This is a genomic window from Sphingomonas azotifigens NBRC 15497, assembly GCF_002091475.1.
Lineage (GTDB): Bacteria > Pseudomonadota > Alphaproteobacteria > Sphingomonadales > Sphingomonadaceae > Sphingomonas > Sphingomonas azotifigens.
Genome location: NZ_BCTR01000021.1, coordinates 28,692 through 50,368, shown reverse-complemented (window position 1 = coordinate 50,368; position 21,677 = coordinate 28,692). Strand labels below are relative to the sequence as shown.

The following is a 21,677-nucleotide window of genomic DNA, read 5'->3' as shown; positions in this document are numbered from 1 at the left end:
GGCTCAGCCCCTTGCTTCGCTCAGCACCGCGGCGAGCGTGCGCTCGGCCAGCGGCAGCTTGAATGCATTGTCGTGCGTCGGCGTGGCGCCGGCAAAGGCGATCCTGGCAGCGGCGGCAGCGCCCTTGGGCAGCGCTGCCTCGGCCGCTTCGACGCGCCACGGCTTGTGCGCCATGCCGCCGAACGCGACCCGGCCGGTGCCGTCCTTCTGCACCACCGCCGCCACCGAGACGAGCGCGAAGGCATAGGACGCGCGGTCGCGCACCTTGTGGTAGAAATGCTTGCCGCCCAGCGGCTTGGGCAGGGTAACCGCGGTGATCAGCTCGCCGGTCTGGAGCGTGTTGTCGATGTGCGGCGTGTCGCCGGGCAGGCGATGGAAGTCGGCGATGGCGATCTTGCGGGTGCTGCCGTCGGGCTTCACCGTCTCCACGGTCGCATCGAGCAGCCGCATCGCGATGGCCATGTCACCCGGATAGGTGGCGATGCACGCCTTGCTGGTGCCGATCACCGCGAGCTGGCGGCTGAACCCGCCGATCGCCGCGCAGCCGCTGCCGGGCTTGCGCTTGTTGCAGGGCTGGTTGGGGTCGTAGAAATAGGGGCAGCGGGTGCGCTGGAGCAGGTTGCCCGCGGTGGTCGCCTTGTTGCGCAGCTGGCCGCTCGCGCCCGCGACGATCGCGCGGGTCAGCACCGCATAGTCGCGGCGGACGCGCTTGTCGGCGGCGAGATCGGTGTTGCGGACCAGCGCGCCGATGCGCAGCCCGCCGTCGCTCGTCTCCTCGATCCGGTCGAGCGCAAGCTTGTTGACGTCGATCAGATGCGCCGGAGTCTCGATCTCCAGCTTCATCAGGTCGAGCAGATTGGTGCCGCCGGCGATGAACTTGGCGCCGGGGGTCTTGGCGGCGAGCGCCGCGGCATCGGCCGGGCTGCTCGCTCGGGTGTATTCGAACGCCTTCATGCCTGCCTCCCCGCAGCTTCGCGGATCGCCTCAACGATGTTGGAATAGGCGCCGCAGCGGCAGATATTGCCGCTCATCCGCTCACGGATCTCCATTTCGGAGAAGGCGGGCGAGGCGGCGACGTCGGCGGCGACATGGCTGGGGATGCCGGCCTTGATCTCGTCGAGCACCGCGACGGCCGAGCAGATCTGCCCCGGCGTGCAATAGCCGCACTGATAGCCATCGTGCTTGACGAAGGCGGCCTGCATCGGGTGCAGGTCCTCGGGGGTGCCCAGGCCCTCGATGGTGGTGACGTTGTCGCCGTCGTGCATCACCGCCAGGCTGAGGCAGCTGTTGATCCGCCTGCCGTTGACCATCACCGTGCAGGCGCCGCACTGGCCATGGTCGCAGCCCTTCTTGGTGCCGGTCAGGTGCAGATGCTCGCGCAGCGCATCGAGCAGCGTGGTGCGGGTGTCGACGGTCAGCTCGGCCGGCTTGCCGTTGACCTTGAGCTGGACGGGCAGGGTGGGAGGCGTCTCCATCGGCGCGATCGGTTCCTTGCTGCTGGCGCTCGCCGGGAACGCCGACGCGGCAGCACAGGCCGCGCCGCTCGTCAGCAATCCCCGTCGCGATACGCCGATATCGCCTGGACTATCCATCTTGGGCATCCCCTGTTTGCATGCTCCCGCACGGTCATCGCCTGAACGTCCTGCTGGTTCCGGCGGCGATCTGCACGGCTGTGTGATTGGCAGGCATCTCTACCGGCTTTACCGAGCGGTAGCAAATGTCCGCGGGGGAAGCGCGGACGTCGCTGTTCAGTCCTGCTGGTCGGACAAGTCCATGAAGTTGCGGGCGGCTTCGCGATCCGCCGGATCCTCGAAGGTGACGTCGAGGTCGGGCGCGTTGCCGAGCATGAACAGCAGCGCCCACAGCGCGAAGCGGCGGGCACGATCGGTCTCCAGGCCCAGGTCGACCTTCATCCGCTCGATGCCCGCGGCCAGCGCGGGCGGGGTGAGGGCGCCAAGGTCGGCGGTGCCGAAATAGCGGACAAGCTGGTCGTCGAGTTGCATGGCCCGGGCCTACGCCGCTCCCGGGCCGGCGGCAAGGATACGGGACATTCCCAAGCGACTCGTGCGCGCAGCGGGTCCATGCGAGAGCGCATGTGGACCTATCACGCCGATCTGCTCGCCACGCCGGTGCCGCGCTACACCAGCTACCCCACCGCCGCCGAGTTCGGCGAAGGCGTCGGGCCGGCAGAGATGGGCGCCGCGCTCGATCGGGTATCGCCCGAGACCGAGCTGTCGCTGTACCTGCACATCCCCTTCTGTCGGGAGATCTGCTGGTATTGCGGGTGCAACACCGGCGCCGCGAACCGCACGGCCCGCCTCGACGCCTATCTCGCCCGGCTTTCCGAAGAGATCGACCTGGTCGCCCGCCGCCTCGACGGGCGCGGGCGGGTCGGGCGCATTGCCTTTGGCGGCGGCAGCCCCAACGCGATCGCGCCGGAGGCCTTTGTGCGGCTGGTGGCGCAGGCCAGGGCGGCGTTCGGCGCCGATGCGCCGGTCGTGTCGGTGGAAGTCGATCCGCGGGGGTTCGATGCGGCCTGGGCGAGCGCGCTGGTGGAAAGCGGCGCGCGCCGGGTGAGCCTGGGGGTGCAGACCTTCGATCCCGCGATCCAGGCGGCGATCGGCCGCGTCCAGCCGCACGCGGATATCGTCGCGACGGTGACCCTGCTGCGCAGCGCCGGCATCGACTCGATCAATTTCGACCTGATGTACGGACTGCCCGGCCAGACCGCCGAGCTGCTGCGCGACTCGATCGAGGCGAGCATCGCGCTGGGTGCCGATCGCCTCGCGGTGTTCGGCTATGCCCATGTCCCGCACCTGATTCCGCGCCAGCGCCGGATCGACGCCAGCGCGCTGCCCGATGCGGCGGCCCGATTCGAGCAGGCGGCGCTCGCCCACGACCTGCTGGTCAGTGATGGCTATGCCGCGATCGGCTTCGATCACTTCGCCACGCCGGGCGACGCCATTGCCCGTGCCGCGCGCGAGGGCAGGCTGCGGCGCAACTTCCAGGGCTTCACCGAAGACGAGGCCGAGGTGCTGATCGGGCTGGGCGCGAGTGCGATCAGCCAGTTCCCGGATCTGCTGGTGCAGAACGAGAAGAATGCCGGGCGCTGGCACATGGCGGTCTCGTCCGGCCGGCTGGCGGCCGCGCGCGGCGTGCGCCGCTCCACCGACGACCAGTGGCGGGCGGCGGCGATCGAGGAACTGCTCTGCCAGGGCCGCGCCGATCTGGGCGGAATCGCCGGCCGCGGCGAGATTGCGCTGCGGCTCGCGCGGTTCGCCGCGCTGAAGCTGGTGCGCTGGGAGGGCAGTGTGCTGCTGCTCGCCCCCGAGGCACTGCCCTATGCGCGGGTCATCGCGAGCGCGCTCGACCGGTATCGCGGTCCGGCGGCCACCCGCTTCAGCAGCGCGGTCTGAGGGCGGGTCCGGAGCCCTCCGTACCCGGGAAACTACCAAGCCATCGTAGTATAGCGTCGGTTAAGGCGGCCCCGTATAAGGCGGCCGCCCGACCCGCGCCGGGGGTATTTGCGCGCGTTCCGAAAGAGCATTGATGTCGCGTCCCGTTTTCTTCGATCCCACCGGCAGCCGCAGGCGCTGGACCATGCGAACGCTGTTCGCGCTGATCGGAGGGGTGCTGCTCGCGGCGATCGTCTTCGCCGCCACGATCGTGAACGTGCCGCCCGCGCAGGACCTGCCGGTGCGCTGGGAAAATGCCAAGCCGGCGGCGCTGCGCTCGCTGAGCGCCCGCGGCGAACCGCGCCGGCAGCGCTGGCTGCCCGGCACCGCGTCGAAAAAGCCCGGCGCGCCGCTCACCGTCGGCTTCTATGTGCCCTGGGACGGCGCGAGCGCCGACTCGCTCCGCCGCAATATCGGCGATCTCGACTGGGTGGTGCCGGCGATGGTCTCCGTCACCGGCGCCAACCATGCGATGCAGGTGACGGACGATCCGCGGCTCGCGAGCATCCTCGCCGGCGCGCGCCGGCCGCCGCGGGTGCTGCCGATGGTGCAGAACGTCTCCGACGAGGCCTGGGACAGCGCCGGTGCCGCGCGGCTGATCGCCAGCCCGGCGGCGCGCGCCAAGCTGGCCCGCGACCTGGCGGCGATGGTCAAGCAGCGCAACTATACCGGTCTGGTGATGGACTTCGAGAGCCTGCCGGACAGCGCGCTGCCGGGTTATCTCCAGCTGCTCGACCAGATCAACAAGGCGATGCCGAAGGACAAGCTGCTCGCCGTCACCGTTCCCGGGGGCGATGCCAGCTGGAACCTCAAGCGCTTCGCGGCCGTCACCGACCGCGTGATCCTGATGGACTATGACGAGCATTGGCAGGGCGGCACCGCCGGGCCGATCGCCTCGCAGCCCTGGTTCGTCGAGGAACTGCGCCGCGCGGTGGCCGAGGTCGGCACCGACAAGCTGATCGTCGCGCTGGCCAGCTATGCCTATGATTATCACGGCGGCGGCGCCGAGGCGATGAGCATCGAAGAGGCCTGGTCCGCCGCGCACGACAGCGACGCCAAGGTCACCTTCGACAAGGCCAGCGGCAACAGCGCCTTCGCCTATGACGAAAGCGGCGAGCATCACGAGATCTGGATGGTGGACGCCACCGCGACCTGGAACCAGCTGCAGGCGGTGCGCGCGGCGGGCGTCGGCAGCGTCGCCCTGTGGCGGCTCGGCACCGAGGACGCCGGCGTGTGGACCGCGCTGCTCGCCTATCGCCATGGCGGAACGCCCGATCTCAGCCGCATCGTGCCCGCTACCGATGTCGACGTGGAAGGCAATGGCGAGATCCTGCGCATCACCGCCACGCCGACGGTGGGCGAGCGCGCGATCACCTTCGATGCCGCCAAGATGATCCGCGACGTGCAATATCCGGTGCTGCCCACCCCCTATGTGGTGGTGCGGACGGGCGCGCTGCCCAAGCAGATCGCGCTGACCTTCGACGACGGCCCCGATCCCGACTATACGCCGAGGATCCTCGACATCCTCAAGGCCGAGCATGTGCCGGCGACCTTCTTCATCATCGGCGAGAACGCGCTGCAGCATCCGCTGCTGCTGCGGCGGCTGGTGGCGGAAGGGCATGAGGTGGGCAACCACACCTACACCCACCCCAATCTCGCGACGACCTCGGCCGGCAGCACCGCGCTGGAGCTCAACGCCACCCAGCGGCTGGTGCAGGCCTATACCGGGCGTGGCATGCGGCTGTTCCGCGCGCCCTATTTCGGAGACGCCGAGCCGACCACCGCCGACGAACTCGATCCGGCGCTGGTGGCGCAGAAGCAGGGCTATACGGTGGTCGGCCTGCACGCCGATCCGGACGACTGGAAGCGGCCGGGCACGCAGGCGATCATCGAACGCGCGGTCGACGGCGTCGAGTCGGCGACGCCCGATCGCTCGGCCAATATCGTCCTGCTCCATGACGGCGGCGGCAACCGCGAGCAGACCGTCGCCGCGCTGCCGGTGATCATCCGCGAACTGCGCGCGCGCGGCTATACCTTCGTGCCGGTCTCGAAGCTCGCCGGACTGCCCTATGACGCGGTGATGCCGCCGATCCGCGGCAGCGACCTGCTCGCGGTGCGGGCGGACGTGGCGATCTTCGTGGTGCTTGCGGCGATCGCCTCGGGGCTGCGCTGGATGTTCTTCATCGCGATCACCCTCGGCATCCTGCGCGCCGTGATCCTCGCCGGCCTGGCGCTGCGCCAGCGGCGGCGCGAGCGCGGCACGCCGCCGGTCTATACGCCCAGCGTCTCGGTCATCATTCCCGCCTATAACGAGGAGCGGGTGATCGAATCGTCGGTACGCCGGGTGCTCGCCAGCGACTATCCGGCGATCGAGCTGATCGTCGCCGACGACGGCTCGAAGGACCGCACCAGTGCGATCATCGCGGCCGCGTTCGGCGATGATCCGCGCGTGACGCTGCTCACCCTCCAGAATGGCGGCAAGGCCGCGGCGCTCAACCGCGCGCTGCAGCAGGCGCGCGGCGAGGTGATCATCGCGCTCGATGCCGATACCCAGTTCGAGCCCGAGACGATCGGGCGGCTCGCCCGCTGGTTCGTCGATCCGCAGCTGGGCGCGGTGGCGGGCAGCGCGCAGGTGGGCAACCGCGTCAACCTCGTCACCCGCTGGCAGGCGGTCGAATATGTCACCGCGCAGAATCTCGAGCGCCGCGCGCTTGCCGGGTTCAACGCGATCACGGTGGTGCCGGGGGCGGTGGGTGCCTGGCGCCGCGCCGCGCTCGACGCGGTGGGCGGCTACCCCGAGGATACGCTGGCGGAGGACCAGGACCTCACCATCGCCATCCAGCGCGCCGGCTGGCGCGTCACCTACGATCCCGATGCCGTGGCCTGGACCGAGGCGCCGGAAAGCTTCCGGGCGCTCGCCAAGCAGCGCTATCGCTGGGCGTTCGGCACGCTGCAATGCCTGTGGAAGCATCGCGGGCTGTATCGCGACAAGAAGGCGCGCGGTCTCGCCTGGATCGGCCTGCCCCAGGCCTGGGTGTTCCAGATCCTCTTTGCGGCGATCTCGCCGCTCATCGACCTGGCGCTGATCTCGGCGATCGTCGCTACCGCGGTGCGCATCGGCCAGCATGGCTGGGAGCAGACTCGCGGCGATGTGAGCACCATGGGCATCTACTGGCTGGCATTCACCGCGATCGATGTCGGCTGCGGCTGGATCGCCTATCGGCTCAACAGCCGCCGGATTCGCTATCCCGCGCTGCTGCTGGTGGCGCAGCGATTCGTCTATCGCCAGCTGATGTACTGGGTGGTGCTGCGCGCGATCAGCTCGGCGGTCGGCGGCTGGTGGGTCGGCTGGGGCAAGCTAGAGCGCACGGGTCGAGTCGGGGCGGCCGGATCTGCGGCGCCGGCCGGATAGGCCGCCTCCACGCCAACGCAAAACGTCCGAACCATGCCGCCCGTCCGCCCTCCCAAGGCAGGCGGGCGGTTTTCGTCCTGCACGGTTCAAACTGCATCTGGATGCAGATGCTTCTGTGTCTTTTGGGTACCACTTTCGATTTTTCCGACTAGCTGCACATAAGTTGAGACGTGTTAACCAAGACGAAAATCGTGGTGGATAGATCGCAAGGGCGCACTTTTCAGGGCTTCATCTTGAACATGAAGCGAAAATGATTTTACGCGGGATGTTATGTTGCACGCGATGTAACAATCCTGCCAAATCCCGTGCCTAGGGGCGCCCCCGAACCAATTAAATCCACCTCGGGGAAAGCTTCATGCTTAATCGTTCTACCTTCCGACTCGCGCTGCTGGCTGGCGCCACTGCCGCCGCGCTCGCCGCCGCGCCTGCAATGGCGCAGACCCAGGTCGCCGACGCCACCCCCGTAGCCGATGCGACCCCCCAGGAAGGCGGCCTCGCCGACATCGTCGTCACCGCGACCAAGCGCGAGACCAATCTGCAGAAGACGCCGATCTCGATCAGCGTGCTCAGCACCCAGGGCATTCAGGACCGCCACGTCCAGAGCCTGTTCAACCTTGCCGACGGCACGATCCCGTCGCTGCGCGTCGCGACGTTCGAGGCGCGCCAGTCGGCGCTGACGATCGGCATCCGCGGCATCGTCCCCTACGACCAGAACCAGACCGCGCGTGACGGCGGCGTCGGCGTCTATATCGACGGCGTCGCGCTGGGTAAGACCCAGGGCCTCAACGCCGCGCTGTTCGACATCGAGCGCATCGAAGTCCTGAAGGGCCCGCAGGGCACGCTGTTCGGCCGCAACACCGAAGGCGGCGCGCTGTCGCTCGTCACGCGTGCGCCGACCGGCGAGTTCGGCGGCCGCGTCAACGCCGGCGTCGGCAATTACGGCAGCCGCAGCGCCGACGTGCACCTCGACCTGCCGGCGTTCCACGACGTCGCGCTCAAGCTGGACGGCGTCTACCAGCACCAGGATCCGACCGTCGCCGATCCGCTCTCGGGCTCGACCGGCTGGAACTATTACGATCGCAAGGGCGGCCGCGTCGCGGCGCGCTGGAAGCCGGTCAGCGGCTTCACCGCCGACTTCGCCTATGACTATGCGAAGGACGAAAACACCCCGCAGTACAGCCAGCTGGTCAACTACAACCCGAACAATTACACCGTCGGTGCGTTCAACGGCACCACGCTGGTCCTGCCGGGCACGACCACCGCGTGCGGCGGCACCATCGCTGCCGGCAGCACCAAGCCGATCTGCATCGCGCCCAAGGCGCCGCTCGTCGGCATCCACCCCGATCGCCAGACCGTGGCCGATGTCGGCGTGCCGCAGCAGCCGAGCGTCGACATCACGCATGGCTTCTCGTCGAACCTGAAGTACACGCTGTCGCCCGCGATCGAGCTGCGTTCGATCACCGCATGGCGCGGCGTCAGCACCGACCAGTGGGACAATTCGGGTGGTCCGGAGCGCAGCAGCTTCGCGCCGAGCTCGAACTTCAGCCGCTACAGCCTGTCGTACCTGCGCCAGCACCAGTTCAGCCAGGAATTCCAGGCGGTCGGCAGCGTGCCGCAGCTCGACTACGTCTTCGGTGCCTATTACTACACCGAGCACGCCACCGAATATGCCGCGACGCCGCTGAGCAACCTGTGGAACGCGGACGGCACCTCGTACACCATCCGCAGCCAGATTTTCCCGGGAACGATCAACTCGGGCAACAACTCCGGCTATCAGCAGTTCGATCCGGCCTGTAACAACCTGCTGGCCACTTCCGCCAACAATCCGCTGGCGCAGCAGTTCACGAATAGCTGCCAGTTCATCACCCGGGCCAGCGAAGCCTATGATCACAACTATTCGCTGTTCGGCAACCTGACCTTCACGCCGGCCGCGCTGAACGACGTGGTTCATGTCACGCTCGGTGGCCGCTGGACGAAGGACAAGCGCCGCGGCCAGCTCTATGTCATCAACAACAACTATATCGCGGGCGTCTTCCAGCCCAACTTCGTGCCGTTCACCTTCAGCAACAGCGTCAGCCGGTTCGATCCGATGATCAACGTCGCGTTCGACGCGACCCAGGACATCCACCTCTACGCCAAGTACGCGACCGGCTTCCGCGCCGGCGGCGCGAACGATCGTTCGCTCCAGTTCAACGCCTTCGGTCCGGAAGCGGTGAAGTCGTATGAAGTCGGCGCCAAGATGGACTTCTGGAACCACAAGGCGCGCCTGAACCTCGCGGGCTACATCATGGACCGCGACAACACCCAGTTCGACTTCGACTATTTCGATACGAACGGTGCGAGCCCGACCAACGGCAGCCATATCGAGCAGACCACCAATGCCGGTCAGAGCAAGATCCGCGGCATCGAAGCCGATCTGACCGTGGCGCCGGTGCAGGGCCTGACGCTGACCGCGTCCTACGCCTACACCTACTGGCGCGCGCCTTCGGCCGTGAACCCGCTGACCCCGGGTGCGCCGCCGCAGCAGCTGTACATCGTCTACACGCCGAAGAATGCGGCGTCGGGCTCGATCGACTATGTCCTGCCGATCGGCGGCGGTGATGCCAGCGTCCGCTTCCACCTGGACGGCAACTATGCGAGCAGCCAGTACAGCTTCCAGCTCGAGCCGACCAAGACCGATGCCAGCTTCATCATGAACGGCCGCATCGCGCTTGCCGACATCGCGGTGTCGGAGCACAACAAGGTCACCTTCGCGGTCTGGGCCCGCAACCTGCTCGACCAGACCTATATCTATCGCCGTTCGTCGGCCAACTCGTCGCCGGTCTACAACTATGGCGCGAACGGCCAGCTGGTTTCGACCAGCTACGGCGGCATCCTGGGCGACTACGCCAACTTCAACCCGCCGCGCACCTGGGGCGTGGAAGCGAGCGTGAAGTTCTGATGCCTCCCCGCCGCTTCGGCGGCGGGACGATCAATCGGGGCGGCCCGGGCGGAATTCTCCGTCCGGGCCGTTCTGCGTCTGGCGCAGGCCCAGCGCGGACAGGGTGCGAAAGGTGATCGACCAGCGCGGCGCCGTCATCGCCGCGATGCCGTGTTCCCATTGGTGCCGCGCCTCGCCGGCGAGCAGGTAGAGGGAGCGGGGCGGCAGCGGCAGTTCGGCGCGGTCGAACGCGCGCAGTCCGGTGCGCCGGCGCAGGCGCAGGGTGGCAGGCGCACCGAGCGAGATTCCCAGCACTTCCTCGAACACCGGGCGGTCGCGGTGCCAGCCAATCCCCGCACCGGCCGGATAGTGGATCAGCAGTGTCTGGACGATCGCGCCGGCGGGAAGCCCCGCAAAGGCCTCCGCACGCGCGCGCAGCGGTGCCAGCCAGGGCGGGGGAGGCGGCGCAGGCGCAAGGCCGCCGCCGGCAAAGTCATAGTGCCAGCCATAGCTGGCGGTCCGCCGATGGCCGGTCCAGCCCTGGAACTGGAAGGGCTGGAGGTCGAGCGAGTCGATCGCGTCAATCGCGTCCGCTTCCTCGCCTGGGCTGAGGAAATCCTCCAGCGACCGGATGCCGCGCGGCCGATACGTGCCGAACATTTCTTGCTGTTGCGCAGCCATCATCGAGTCCCGTTAGAATCACTGGTACGACAATCGGATAGCCATGCGGTTCCTAAACGAGTCCGCATATCTGCATAGCTATTGTGTCTCATATTAATCCAGGTTTATGAAAATCCTAGGAATTTTCCCTCATGACGGCTTGCGTGCCATAGGATACATGCATAGCCATGGTGGCCGTGAAGAACGAAATGATCGACGTCATCGACAACGCGTCGCAATTTTTGAAGGCGCTGTCCGGTCGTAGCCGCTTGCTGCTCCTCTGCCATTTGCTCGATGGCGAGAAGTCCGTCGGCGAACTGGCCCGGCTGACGGGGGCTCGCGATACCGCGGTTTCCCAACAGCTTGCGCTGCTCCGGCGCGAGGGGATGGTGGCCGCGCGGCGCGCCGGCCAGATGATCTTCTACTCGCTCGCCAGCCCCGAAGCGCGGCGCATGCTCGAGGCGCTGAACGATCTGTTCTGCGCCACCGACGGCACGCCGGGCCTGCTGTTCCAGGCCGCGCTCGCCGAGAACGCTTGAGAACCGCGGGGCCTCGGTCGCGAGGCGCCGCACCTTTTACCGGCGTATACGAAGCGTCCCGTGATCAGCGCCGCGCGCGCTCGATCGCGGCGCGTGCTGCCGGCAGGATCAGGTCCATCGCCCGGTTCGCGCGCATGCGGTGCCATCCGAACAGGTCGCCGACCGGCCGCCGCGCCTGATCGCGCGCAATTTCCGCGGTGGCATCCGAGGCATCACCGGTCCGCGCGGACACGCGCGCGACGCGATCGCGATCGGGTGCTTCCAGCCAGATGCCGGTGAACGGTACCCGCGCCTGCAGTGCCAGCGCCTCGGCGACCTCGCGCTCGCTGCGGTTGAGGAACACCGCGTCGAGGATCACCGTGCTGCCGCAGGCGAGATGGTCGTCGGCCGATTCGAACAGCGCCTCATAGGTCGCCGCGTCGTTGCGGCGGGTATAATGCGCGGGCGGCAGCCGCGTCTCCGGCGGCAATCCCGCCAGCCGCTTGCGGAACACGTCGGAGCGCAGCACGCGCGCGCCGGGTCGCCGGCCATATTGCGCGCCGAGCAGCCGGGCGAGGCTCGATTTACCGGTGCCGGACAGGCCGCCGATCACGATCAGCTGCGGCACCGAGGGTTCGAGCAACGCGTCGGCCTGGGCCGCATCCTCGGTGTGCAGCGACAGCATCAGCGGCAGCAATGCCCAGCCGCTGGCACCCTGGGGCGACAGATCAAGATAGCGGTTGGCGATGATGCTGGCGTCGACGGCGCGCCCCCTCGCCAGCAGGGCGGCAAGCGGGCGGGCGAGGTCGAACAGGATGTCGACCGGTGTGTCGTCGGCGAGGCGCCGGACGCGGCCGGCGCGCGCCCGGCGTTCGATGTCGGTGCCTTGCAGCGCGATCGTGCTGCGCTGGGCGCCGGTGCGCGCGCGCTCGATCAGATAGTGGCGGAAGGCGGCGCCGGCCGCGGTGACGGTGGCCTTGCCGTGCAGGGCGACCAGACGTCCGGCCTCCGCGTGCAGCGCGGCGACATCGATGTCATCCGGCAGGTTGCCCTCGCCGCCTGGTCCTTCCTGTGTCGCGGCCCGTGCCGCCATCATCCTGCTCCCCGAACGCTCGGGCGATCAACTCGCCGGGAGCATTCCTATAGTCGCGAAACCTGAACGGGAGCGTACCGAGCGTCACTGCCGCGGCGTGGTTCCGATCAGTTTGGATGCGACCATATCGCGCAACGGCTTGGCGCGAAAGTCGGCGTCGTACGGCGCGACGCGCGGGCGGCTGCCGTCCGTGCGCGGCTTGAAGCCGTTCAGCCAGCTATATTTGTCGCACATCCCCCAGAAGAGCAGGTCGCGCAGCTGGGGATAGCCGAACATCAGGTCGAGATAGGCGCCCGCATAGTCCGCCACCTGCCGGTCGCGTTCGGTGATATCGGTCGGCAAATGCTGGTCGGCGACGTCGAATTCGGTGATCAGCAGCGCATAGCCCATGCCGGTGACCGCATCGAGAAAGGCGCGCCATGGCTTTTCCTGTCGCGCCGCCAGCACCCCGGCCGATTCGCCGCTGACCGGCTCGATATGCGACTGGACGCCGAGCGCATCGACCGGCACGCCGCGCTTGCGAAACCCCTCGAGCAGGCGGAGCACGCCGTCGCGATGGGCCTGGTTGCCGGGCTCCCAGCTCATATAGTCATTGTACACGAGCTGGGCGTGCGGGGCGGCCGCGCGGGCGGCGTGGAAGGCGTGATCGAGCATCGGCTCGGTCCCACCAAACGCGCGCGAGAGGCTGGTCTCGCGCAAGCCGCCGGTCTTTTCGTCGACCGTCTCGTTAACGACGTCGTAGCTGCCGATCCGCCTGCCATACCGCGTGCAGACGGTCTCGATATGGCGGGTGAGCAGCTGCTCCGCCGCGCGCCGCGGGGTCGCGCCGAAGTCGTAGTCGTTCAGCCAGCGCGGGAAATACTGGCTCTTGTGCCACAGCAGCGTGTGGCCGCGCATCGCCATCCGGTGCGCCTCGGCCCAGCCGAGCATCGCGTCGAAGTGGCTGAAATCGAAACGGTCCGGCCCGGGGCGGACGGCCTGCCATTTCAGCTGGTTCTCCGGCACCAGCAGCCCGCAGTCGCGCTGGAGGAGCGCGGCATAGGCAGGATTGGCGAAGGATCCCGCATCCGCGCCCGGCGGACTCCAGGAAAGCGCGGAGCCGATCCGCATGTGCTTCTGCCCGGCAAGCGCGTTGAGGCCCGGCGCGGGGGCCGCCGCCCGGGCAACCAGCGGCAGCGCGGCACTGGCGGCGGCACCGGCGAGCAGCGCGCGGCGATCGATCGAAACTCCGCTGATGGACATGACGGTCGCCCTCTCCTGAACGCGCCTTGGTGGCGCTATGTACTTGGTAGCGATACCATGTTCGGCCTGCTACTTCATTGTCAACGACGGCGAACGGTCGCGAACGAGAGAGGGCGCAATGCGGGCGGCATTCCAGGCATTCCTTTGGATTTTGGCGGCAATTGCCGGCGCGACTCAGGCGCAGGCGGAAACCGGCTATGATCTGTGGCTGCGCTACCAGCCGCTCGATATGGGCACCGTGCAGCGCGTGTCACCGAAGTTCCGCTACCTGGTGGCGGATGGCAGCCGTCCGACGATCCGCGCCGCGGTCGACGAGCTCGATCGGGGGCTTGCCGGGCTGATCGGGGCGGCTCCCGTGCATGCCAGCGCCGTGCAGGGCGAGGGCGGGGTGGTGCTCGCCACCGCCGGATCGCCGCTGCTCGCGGGGATGACGCTGCCGCTGGCGTCGCTCGGCCGCGAGGGCTTCCTGATCCGCTCGACGGTGATCGGCGGCGCACGCGTGACGCTGATCGCCGCGAACAGCGACACCGGGCTGCTCTATGGCAGCTTTCGCCTGCTCAAGCTGCTCCAGCTCCGCGCATCCATCGACGCGCTTGACGTTATGGACGCCCCCAAGCTGCAGCTGCGCGTGCTCGACCATTGGGACAATCTCGATCGGTATGTCGAGCGCGGCTATGCCGGCCAGTCGCTGTGGGACTGGCAGAAGCTGCCGGGCTACAAGGATCCGCGCTATACCGACTATGCCCGCGCCAATGCCTCGATCGGCATCAACGCGGTTGTGCCCAACAACGTCAATGCGAACGCCGACATTCTCACCGCGCCGTACCTGCAGAAGGTCAAGGCGCTGGCCGAGGTCTTCCGACCCTATGGCATCCGCATCTACCTCACCGCGCGCTTCTCCGCCCCGATCGAGATCGGCGGGCTGAAGTCGGCCGACCCGCTCGACCCGGCGGTGCGCGCCTGGTGGAAGGCCAAGGCCGACGAGATCTACGCGGTGATCCCCGATTTCGGCGGTTTTCTCGTAAAGGCCAATTCGGAAGGCCAGCCCGGCCCCTCCGACTACAAGCGCAGCCATGCCGACGGCGCCAACATGCTCGCCGATGCGCTCGCCCCCCATGGCGGCGTGGTGATGTGGCGCGCCTTCGTCTATTCCGAGCATAACGACGCCGATCGCCACAAGCAGGCGAATGACGAGTTCGTGCCGCTCGACGGCACGTTTCGCGACAACGTCCTCCTCCAGGTGAAGAACGGCGCGATCGACTTCCAGCCGCGCGAGCCCTTCCACCCGCTGTTCGGCGCGATGCCCAAGACGCCGCTGATGCTCGAGGTGCAGATCACCAAGGAGTATCTCGGCTTCGCCACCCACCTCGCCTATCTGGGCACGATGTGGGAGGAGGTGCTGGAAAGCGACACCTTCCGCCCGCGCGCCGGCAGCACCGTCGCCAGGGTGCTGGAGACGCCGGTCGCCCCCAAGGCGCTCACCGGGATGGCGGGCGTCGCCAATATCGGTACCGACATCAACTGGAGCGGATCGCAGTTCGACCAGGCGAACTGGTACGCCTTCGGCCGGCTCGCCTGGGATCCGGATGCCAAGGCGGCGGACATCGCCCGCGACTGGGCGCGGCTGACCTGGAGCCCGGACCCCGCCGTGGTCGATCCCATCGTCGCGATGATGCTCGAATCGCGCGAGGCGGTGGTGAACTACATGACGCCGCTCGGGCTCGGCCATGTGATGGCGACCGGCCATCACTACGGCCCGGGGCCCTGGGTGTCGAACCTCGCCCGGCCCGAATGGAACCCGACCTATTACCACCGCGCCGATGCCAATGGGATCGGCTTCGATCGCACGCCAACCGGCACCAACGCGCTCGGGCAATATGCGCCGGAAGTGGCGAAGCGCTGGGGCGACCTCAAGACGGTGCCGGACACGCTGCTGCTCTGGTTCCACCACGTGCCCTGGGACTATCGCCTGCGCTCGGGCGAAACGCTGTGGAACAGCCTGATCGTGCACTATGACACGGGCCTCGCCACGGTGGCGGACCTGCAGCGCCGCTGGGCCGGGCTGGAGGGCAAGGTCGATGCGCGCCGCTGGGCCGAGGTGCGCGACTTCCTCGCCATCCAGCGCGAGGAGGCGCAGTGGTGGCGCGATGCCTCGATCGCCTATTGGCAGTCGCTGTCGAAGCGGCCGCTCCCCGCCGGCCATCTGGCGTCGCCGCATCCGCTAAGTTATTACGAAGCCATCCGGACGCCCCACGCGCCCGGCAACGGAAAATAACAGGGGAGCAGGATGCACAAGGGAACAGCGTGGCTGCTCGCCGGCATGGTGCTGGCGAGCCCGGCGGCGGCGCAGCAACGGCCGGTGATCGACCTCAACCAGATCGGCTTCGAGCCCGGCGACGTGAAGCTCGCGGTGCTGCGCGAGGCGGGGACGGCGCCCCTCGCCTGGCAGTTGCTCGACGCCGATGGCAACGCTGTCGGCAGGGGTGCGACCTTGGTCTACGGGCCGGACGCGAGCTCGGGCGCGGTGGTCCAGCGGATCGACTTTTCCGGCTTCCGCCGCGAGGGGAAGGGCTATCGGCTGTCGGTCGCGGGGGTGACGAGCGATGCCTTCGCGATCGCGCCGAACCTCTACAAGCCGCTGGCGCGGGACGCCGCCAATTTCTTCTACCAGCAGCGGGCGGGCACGCCGATCGACGCGCGCTTCGCCGGCGCCGCCTGGGCGCGGCCGGCGGGCCATCCGCACGAGGTGGCGGGCTGCTTCGCCGGCAAGGACGAGCGCGGCACCGACTGGCCCGGGTGCAGCTACACGCTCGACGTGACCGGCGGCTGGTACGATGCCGGCGACCACGGCAAATATGTCGTCAATGGCGGCATCGCGCTGTGGACGCTGCTCAACGCCTATGAGCGCCGCCCCAAGGCCTTTCCGGACGGATCGCTGCGCATTCCCGAAAGCGGCAACGGCACGAGCGACTTGCTCGACGAGGCGCGCTGGGAAATGGAATTCCTGCTGCGCATGCAGATCCCGGACGGCGCCCGCGCGACGGTGCCCTCGGGACCGCTCGGTGCGCCCAAGCCGGGGCGGCCGGCCTGGGAGCCGAGCGTCCCGCCGTTCGCCGAGATCGATGCCGGCGGCATGGCGCACCAGAAGGTCGCCGACCGCAACTGGACGACGCTGCCCACCCCGCCGCAGAACGATCGCGAGGCGCGGCTGCTCTATCCGCCGACCACCGGCGCAACCCTCAACCTCGCGGCGACCGCGGCGCAGTGTGCCCGGCTGTGGCGCGGGGTGGACGATGCCTTCGCCGCCCGCTGCCTCGCCGCCGCGCGGCGGGCCTGGGCGGCGGCGCAGCGCAACCCGCAAGTCTATGCCACCAGCAGCTTTGCCGGCAGCGGCGGCTATGGCGATGCCAGCCTGAGCGACGAATTCTACTGGGCCGCCGCCGAACTCTACGCGACCACCGGCGAGGACGCGTTCCGCAAGGCGGTGACCGGTTCGCCGCACTTCGGCGAGGCTGTGCGCGCGCCGAGCTGGAGCTTCACCGCGCCGCTCGGCACGATCACGCTGGCGACGGTGAAGACGGGCCTCAGCGACGCCGAGGTGCAGAAGCTGCGCGCCACGCTGATCGCGGCGGCCGACGGGTTTCTCGAGCAGCGCCGCCAGAACGGCTATGCCATTCCCTACAAGGCGCAGGGCTATCCCTGGGGGTCGAACGGCGACCTGATGAACCAGGCGATGCTGCTGGGGGTAGCCAGCGACCTGACGGGCGCGCCCAAATACCGTGCGGGGATCGTCTCGGCGCTCGACTATCTGCTGGGTCGCAACCCGCTGCGGACGTCCTATGTCAGCGGCTATGGCGCGCGATCGCTGCAGAACCCGCACCATCGTTTCTGGGCGCATTCGCTCGACGCCAAGCTGCCGGGGCCGCCGCCGGGCGTGCTCTCGGGCGGCCCGAACGACACGGCGTTCGCGGACCCGGTCGCGGCCGAGCGCAAGGGCAAGTGCGTCGCCCAGACCTGCTGGGTGGACAATATCCACGCCTATGCGCTGAACGAAGTCGCGATCAACTGGAATGCGCCGCTGTTCTGGGTGGCGGCATGGATGAACGATTGAGCGGACCGCCGGATCGTTGGCTCGCGAAGACGACGTGTCCGCTTGCGCCCCAATAGCGGACGATCCAAGGATCGTGATAGCGTCTCATCTCATAGACAGGGCGGTGACGACGAACAGGGGGCTTTTGGATGAGGCGAAGCGACACGCTGGCTTTGGCTGGAACGATTATCATGTCGTGCCAAGGCGTCTTGTTTGCCACAGGCCCGATCTTCCGTTTGTACGCACCGGAAATTACCGCTCGGGAGATCCCAGTGGCGATCGGGGGATGGGCGATCGCCAGCTTTGGTCCAATCCTAGTCGCGGCAGTGTTCTGGAGATGGGCGGACCGAAAGCCAAAGGGCTGGTTGCTGCATCTCCTGCTGCTTCCATGCCTCTATGCGCTTCTTCTGGCGGGTTGGCGGATCATGGGGTCAACGGTTGTCGATTCCGATTTCGACAGCACCTTGGGTGCACCCATCATGCCCTCGCTGCTTTCCTCCGTCGTCGTGATAGCAGTTTACTATTCGGCACTGGCGGCCAAACAAATGGCCCGGCGGCAGAGCCGATCATAGGGCAACTAACCACCATTTTCCGCCACTGCGGCTCCCGCCCCACTTCCGGGCATTCGCTATTTCATGCAACTTCCCCGAAAGCAGACGTGGAGCAATGGATGACGAGGCGCGAGATCGTTCGGATGGCGGGTGCAATGGTCGCTGTCGCTGCCCTGACTAACGGGTGTTCGCAGGGGCAAGCGCCATTCAGAACGGTCCAGCTTTGCCTCGCTAGCTCGCAGGAGGTCCCTGCTTTCGTCAACGTCATGAACGCCATCGCTCAACAGCATCAGATGAAGTTCACGGATCGAAGTGGTCAAAGCGAGGCTGAGCTACGCTCAATCAAGAACAAATACGTGCAGATTGCGCATCCACATGTGAACATCGGTGCGGACCGGAACGGAGACTTCAGCTTTGGGGCGGGTAACTTAGGCCTGCCTACGCGGCAAATGGCGATCGGGTTCAACGGTCATGATACGGCGGCAGCGCGAGAATTCGCGAACGCTGCCGTGGCTGAGCTATCGAAACGGTGGCGGATCATCGAAGTGCCCCAGGACCGTGGCGCTCTTCCGCTTCCAAATTGTGGGTAGGGTTCGATTAACGTCCGCTTGTCGCCCCGTCACACGGAAAGCCGCCAGTCCGATTCCCACCAAATCCGGGCATTGACGGCGATCGTTGTCCACACCTCGGAAGACCGCGCTCTCTTCCTTGCGATGGCAACGGTGTTCCCTATATGTGCTGGTGTCGGCCGCCCTTGGTCGGCCGCTCTTTGATCTCGTTCGATACCCCCTTTTCGCGCGCGGGGCGGCACGCCGCAGATCGTTGCCTCCTGCCTCGGCGGAAGTACGCGCAGAATGTGCACGCGCCTAATACCAACCTGCGCGGAGAAGAACCCATCCTCGCCCCCACATCGTCACCCCGGCGAAAGCCGGGGTCCATTGGGGTCTTGCTATCGGCATTTGCTGAGACCGATAGGCGAATGGATCCCGGCTTTCGCCGGGATGACGGAGAGAGGCTGGAGGAGTCGGTGTCCATGCAGCCTGGTCTAAACTTCCTAAACTTTGCAGCCGTACAGGGGCGCCTGGAGAAAGCCGCGCAAACGCGCGCGGGCCTCAACTTCCTAAACTTCGGCTGGCGGAATCCGCCGCGGCCCTCCACCCAAGGTCGTTCCGCGAAATAGCGCGAGACCATTGGTGCCGCCCAACTGCCCCGGGCAAAGTCGACAGGGAGGCCGCGGTTGCCCGCAGCCTCCCTGCGGCAATCACCGCACCGTCAGCGTGGTGCTCTTCAGCGTCGCCGAGTCCGGGCCCGACGAAATCGTGAAGGTGCCCGGTTCCACGACATGGCGCATGTCGCTGTTCCACAGCGCCAGATCGTCCGGCGTCAGCGTGAAGCGCACCGTCTTCTTCTCGCCCGGCTTGAGCGTGACGCGCTCGAAGCGCTTGAGCTCGATCACCGGCCGCGTCACCGAAGCCTCGTCGTCATGGACGTAGAGCTGGACGACCTCGTCGCCGGCGACCTTGCCGGTATTGGTCACGTCCACCTCGACCGTCGCCTTGTCGGCGATGCCGATCGTCGGCGTGCCGAGGCGCGGGGCCGCGATGTCGAAGCTCGTGTAGCTCAGGCCATAGCCGAACGGGTAGAGCGGGCTGGTGTCGCCGAACAGATAGCCGCGCCGCGCGCTCGGCTTCTTGTTGTAGTAGATCGGCAGCTGGCCGACGTTGCGGGCGATCGACACCGGCAGCTTGCCGCCCGGATTGTAGCGGCCGAACACCACGTCGGCGAGCGCGTTGCCGGTCTGCTCGCCGAGATACCAGCCCTCGATCAGCGCCGGCGCCTTCTCCGCTAGATAGTTCACCGCATAGGGGCGGCCGTTGAGCAGGATCACGACGACCGGCTTGCCGAGCGCGAAGATCTCCTTGGCGAGCTGGTCCTGCGGCCCCGGCAGGTCGAGCGTCTCGCTGTCGCCCAGATGGTTGTCGGCCCAGGCCTCGCGGCTCACCGCCTCGTTGCCGCCGAGCACCAGCACGACGACATCGGCGTTCTTCGCCGTCTCCACGGCCTGGGCGCGGAGCTGGTCGTTCACCGATGCGGGGACTTGCTGCACTTCGTCCTTCGACCATTCGCGATGGTCGGTGATCCGCACGCCCTCGGCATAATCGACCGCGAACTTGCCCTTGCCTTCGGTCTGCATGCCTTCGAGCACGCTGACGACATGGTTGGGCAGGTCCGAATAGCCGCCGATCGGGGTGTCCTTGGCGTGGGTGCCGATCACCGCCATCCGCTTGATGCCCTTGGCGTCGAGCGGCAGCAGGCCCTGCGCGTTCTTGAGCAGCACGATCGATTCCCGCGCCGCCTGGCGGGAGAGCGCGATCGCTTCCGGCGTGTTGGTGCGTGACGCCGCCAGCTTCACCTCGGGATAGGGATTTTCGAACAGCCCGCCTTCGAACTTCATCCGCAGCACGCGGCGGGTGGCGTTGTCGATCTCGCCCTGGCTGACCCGGCCTGCCTTCACCAGCTCGACGAGATGGGTATAGGCCTCGCCGTCCGGGGTCTCGACGTCCACGCCCGCGTCGAGCGCGCGCTGGGCGGCGTCTTTCGGATCCTTGAACATGTGGTGACGGGTGATCAGCTCGCGGATCGCAAAATAGTCGCTGACCACGGCGCCCTGGAAGCCCCATTCGCCGCGCAGCACGTCGGTGAGCAGCCATTTGTTGGCATGGCTGGGGATGCCGTCGATCTCGTTATAGCTGGCCATCACCGACAGGACGGGCAGCGTCTTCACCGCGGCCTCGAACGGCGGGAAGAAATCTTCGCGCAGCGTGCGCTCGCCGAGCGAGGCGGGGCCGACATTGGTGCCGTTCTCGGGCTGGCCATGGCCGGTCATGTGCTTGAGCGTGATGAACACCTTGTCCGACTTGAGCGGCAGCGTGGTGCCCTGGAAACCGCGGATCGCGGCAAGGCCCATCTGGGTGACGAGATACGGATCCTCGCCATAGGTTTCCTCGATGCGCCCCCAGCGCGGATCGCGGGCGACGTCGACGACGGGGGCGAGGACGAGGTTGGCGCCGCGGGCGCGGGCTTCCTTGGCGGCCATCGAGAAGATGTTCTCGACCAGCTTGGGGTCGAAGCTGCTGGCGAGGCCGATCGACTGCGGGAAGCTGGTGGCGCCGGGGGCGACCAGGCCGTGGAGCGACTCCTCGTGCATCAGCATCGGGATGCCGAGCCGGGTCTTCTCCATCGCCCATTTCTGCGCGGCATAGATGTAGCGCGCGGTTTCTTCGGGGCTGCGGTTGACCGCGCCCGCCACCGCGCCGGCCGCATCGCCCTGGCCGGCGGCGACGCCGCGGCGGTCATAGGGGCGCGAGATCATGCCGAGGCCGTTGGGGAAGTTGGCGCTGGCCTTGACGGGATCGAACTCGCCCTTGGTGTCCTGGATCAGCCCCTTGTTGAGCCACAGCGCCTGAAGCTGCTGGACCTTTTCCTCCAGCGTCATGCGGGCGAGAAGGTCGTCGATGCGCGCCTCGATCGGTTGGGTCGCGTCCTTGTAGAGCGGCTTGCCCGCGCGTTCGGTCTGGGCGGCGGCGGGCGTGGCCGCTGCAAAAGGCGTCAAGGCGCTCGCGGCGATGGCAAGCGCGGCGAAGCGGCGAAAATGGCGCATGTTCCTCTCCCTGAAGGCCGGCGACGATCTGCTGTCGCCTCTTGCCATGATGGTAGCGCTATCAGCTATAAGGGG

Annotated in this window: 14 protein-coding genes; 7 read left to right on the top strand and 7 right to left on the bottom strand. The window is 67.5% G+C overall.

The window, feature by feature from the left end; all coding sequences use genetic code 11:
- Positions 1–3 precede the first annotated feature (3 nt).
- From SAZ01S_RS09110 to SAZ01S_RS09100, 3 genes are all read right to left on the bottom strand, one after another.
- Positions 4–954, bottom strand: coding sequence for an FAD binding domain-containing protein (locus SAZ01S_RS09110; protein WP_084581957.1), 951 nt, complete (start codon positions 952–954; stop codon positions 4–6).
- On the bottom strand, positions 951–1,592 hold the full coding sequence (gene paoA / locus SAZ01S_RS09105; RefSeq protein WP_084582081.1) for an aldehyde dehydrogenase iron-sulfur subunit PaoA: 642 nt from the start codon (positions 1,590–1,592) through the stop codon (positions 951–953). Before paoA ends, SAZ01S_RS09110 begins: the two co-directional genes overlap by 4 nt.
- Positions 1,593–1,748: 156 nt before the next feature.
- Positions 1,749–2,003 carry a hypothetical protein gene (locus tag SAZ01S_RS09100; protein ID WP_084581956.1) on the bottom strand — a complete coding sequence of 85 codons (255 nt, stop codon included), beginning with the start codon at positions 2,001–2,003 and terminating at the stop codon, positions 1,749–1,751.
- Positions 2,004–2,093: 90 nt separating this feature from the next.
- Here SAZ01S_RS09100 and hemN point away from each other — a divergent pair, with 90 nt between their 5' ends.
- From hemN to SAZ01S_RS09085, 3 genes are all read left to right on the top strand, one after another.
- A complete protein-coding gene (hemN, locus tag SAZ01S_RS09095) occupies positions 2,094–3,416 on the top strand; it encodes an oxygen-independent coproporphyrinogen III oxidase (protein WP_084581955.1) in 1,323 nt (440 codons plus the stop codon).
- Positions 3,417–3,549: 133 nt separating this feature from the next.
- Entirely contained in the window at positions 3,550–6,867 is a 3,318-nt protein-coding gene (locus SAZ01S_RS09090) for a trifunctional glycoside hydrolase family 18/polysaccharide deacetylase/glycosyltransferase family 2 protein (protein ID WP_084581954.1), read from the top strand.
- A gap of 355 nt (positions 6,868–7,222) precedes the next feature.
- Positions 7,223–9,808, top strand: a complete 2,586-nt coding sequence (locus SAZ01S_RS09085) for a TonB-dependent receptor (protein ID WP_084581953.1) — start codon at positions 7,223–7,225, stop codon at positions 9,806–9,808.
- Positions 9,809–9,838: 30 nt separating this feature from the next.
- On the opposite strand, the gene SAZ01S_RS09080 is transcribed toward SAZ01S_RS09085, so the two are convergent.
- On the bottom strand, positions 9,839–10,447 hold the full coding sequence (locus tag SAZ01S_RS09080) for an alpha-ketoglutarate-dependent dioxygenase AlkB (protein WP_245824734.1): 609 nt from the start codon (positions 10,445–10,447) through the stop codon (positions 9,839–9,841).
- A 188-nt stretch (positions 10,448–10,635) separates the two neighbouring features.
- Between SAZ01S_RS09080 and SAZ01S_RS09075 the strand changes: the two genes are divergently transcribed.
- Positions 10,636–10,986 carry a helix-turn-helix domain-containing protein gene (locus SAZ01S_RS09075; protein WP_084581952.1) on the top strand — a complete coding sequence of 117 codons (351 nt, stop codon included), beginning with the start codon at positions 10,636–10,638 and terminating at the stop codon, positions 10,984–10,986.
- A 64-nt stretch (positions 10,987–11,050) separates the two neighbouring features.
- Here the strand turns inward: SAZ01S_RS09075 and SAZ01S_RS09070 are convergent, their stop codons facing one another.
- Entirely contained in the window at positions 11,051–12,058 is a 1,008-nt protein-coding gene (locus tag SAZ01S_RS09070) for a P-loop nucleotide/nucleoside kinase family protein (protein WP_084582079.1), read from the bottom strand.
- An 84-nt stretch (positions 12,059–12,142) separates the two neighbouring features.
- Complete coding sequence (locus SAZ01S_RS09065; protein WP_084581951.1) at positions 12,143–13,300, bottom strand: endo-1,4-beta-xylanase; 1,158 nt, start codon at positions 13,298–13,300, stop codon at positions 12,143–12,145.
- Positions 13,301–13,418: 118 nt separating this feature from the next.
- On the opposite strand from SAZ01S_RS09065, the gene SAZ01S_RS09060 reads away from it, so the two are divergent.
- The 3 genes from SAZ01S_RS09060 to SAZ01S_RS09050 all read left to right on the top strand — a co-directional run bounded on the left by SAZ01S_RS09060 (position 13,419) and on the right by SAZ01S_RS09050 (position 17,962).
- Positions 13,419–15,575, top strand: a complete 2,157-nt coding sequence (locus SAZ01S_RS09060) for an alpha-glucuronidase family glycosyl hydrolase (protein ID WP_084581950.1) — start codon at positions 13,419–13,421, stop codon at positions 15,573–15,575.
- A gap of 12 nt (positions 15,576–15,587) precedes the next feature.
- The gene (locus tag SAZ01S_RS09055) at positions 15,588–17,411 is read left to right on the top strand and encodes a glycoside hydrolase family 9 protein (protein WP_084581949.1); all 1,824 of its coding nucleotides are present in this window, start codon (positions 15,588–15,590) and stop codon (positions 17,409–17,411) included.
- Positions 17,412–17,539: 128 nt separating this feature from the next.
- Entirely contained in the window at positions 17,540–17,962 is a 423-nt protein-coding gene (locus tag SAZ01S_RS09050) for a hypothetical protein (RefSeq protein ID WP_084581948.1), read from the top strand.
- A gap of 1,240 nt (positions 17,963–19,202) precedes the next feature.
- On the opposite strand, the gene SAZ01S_RS09040 is transcribed toward SAZ01S_RS09050, so the two are convergent.
- A complete protein-coding gene (locus tag SAZ01S_RS09040; protein WP_084581946.1) occupies positions 19,203–21,602 on the bottom strand; it encodes a glycoside hydrolase family 3 N-terminal domain-containing protein in 2,400 nt (799 codons plus the stop codon).
- Positions 21,603–21,677 lie beyond the last annotated feature (75 nt).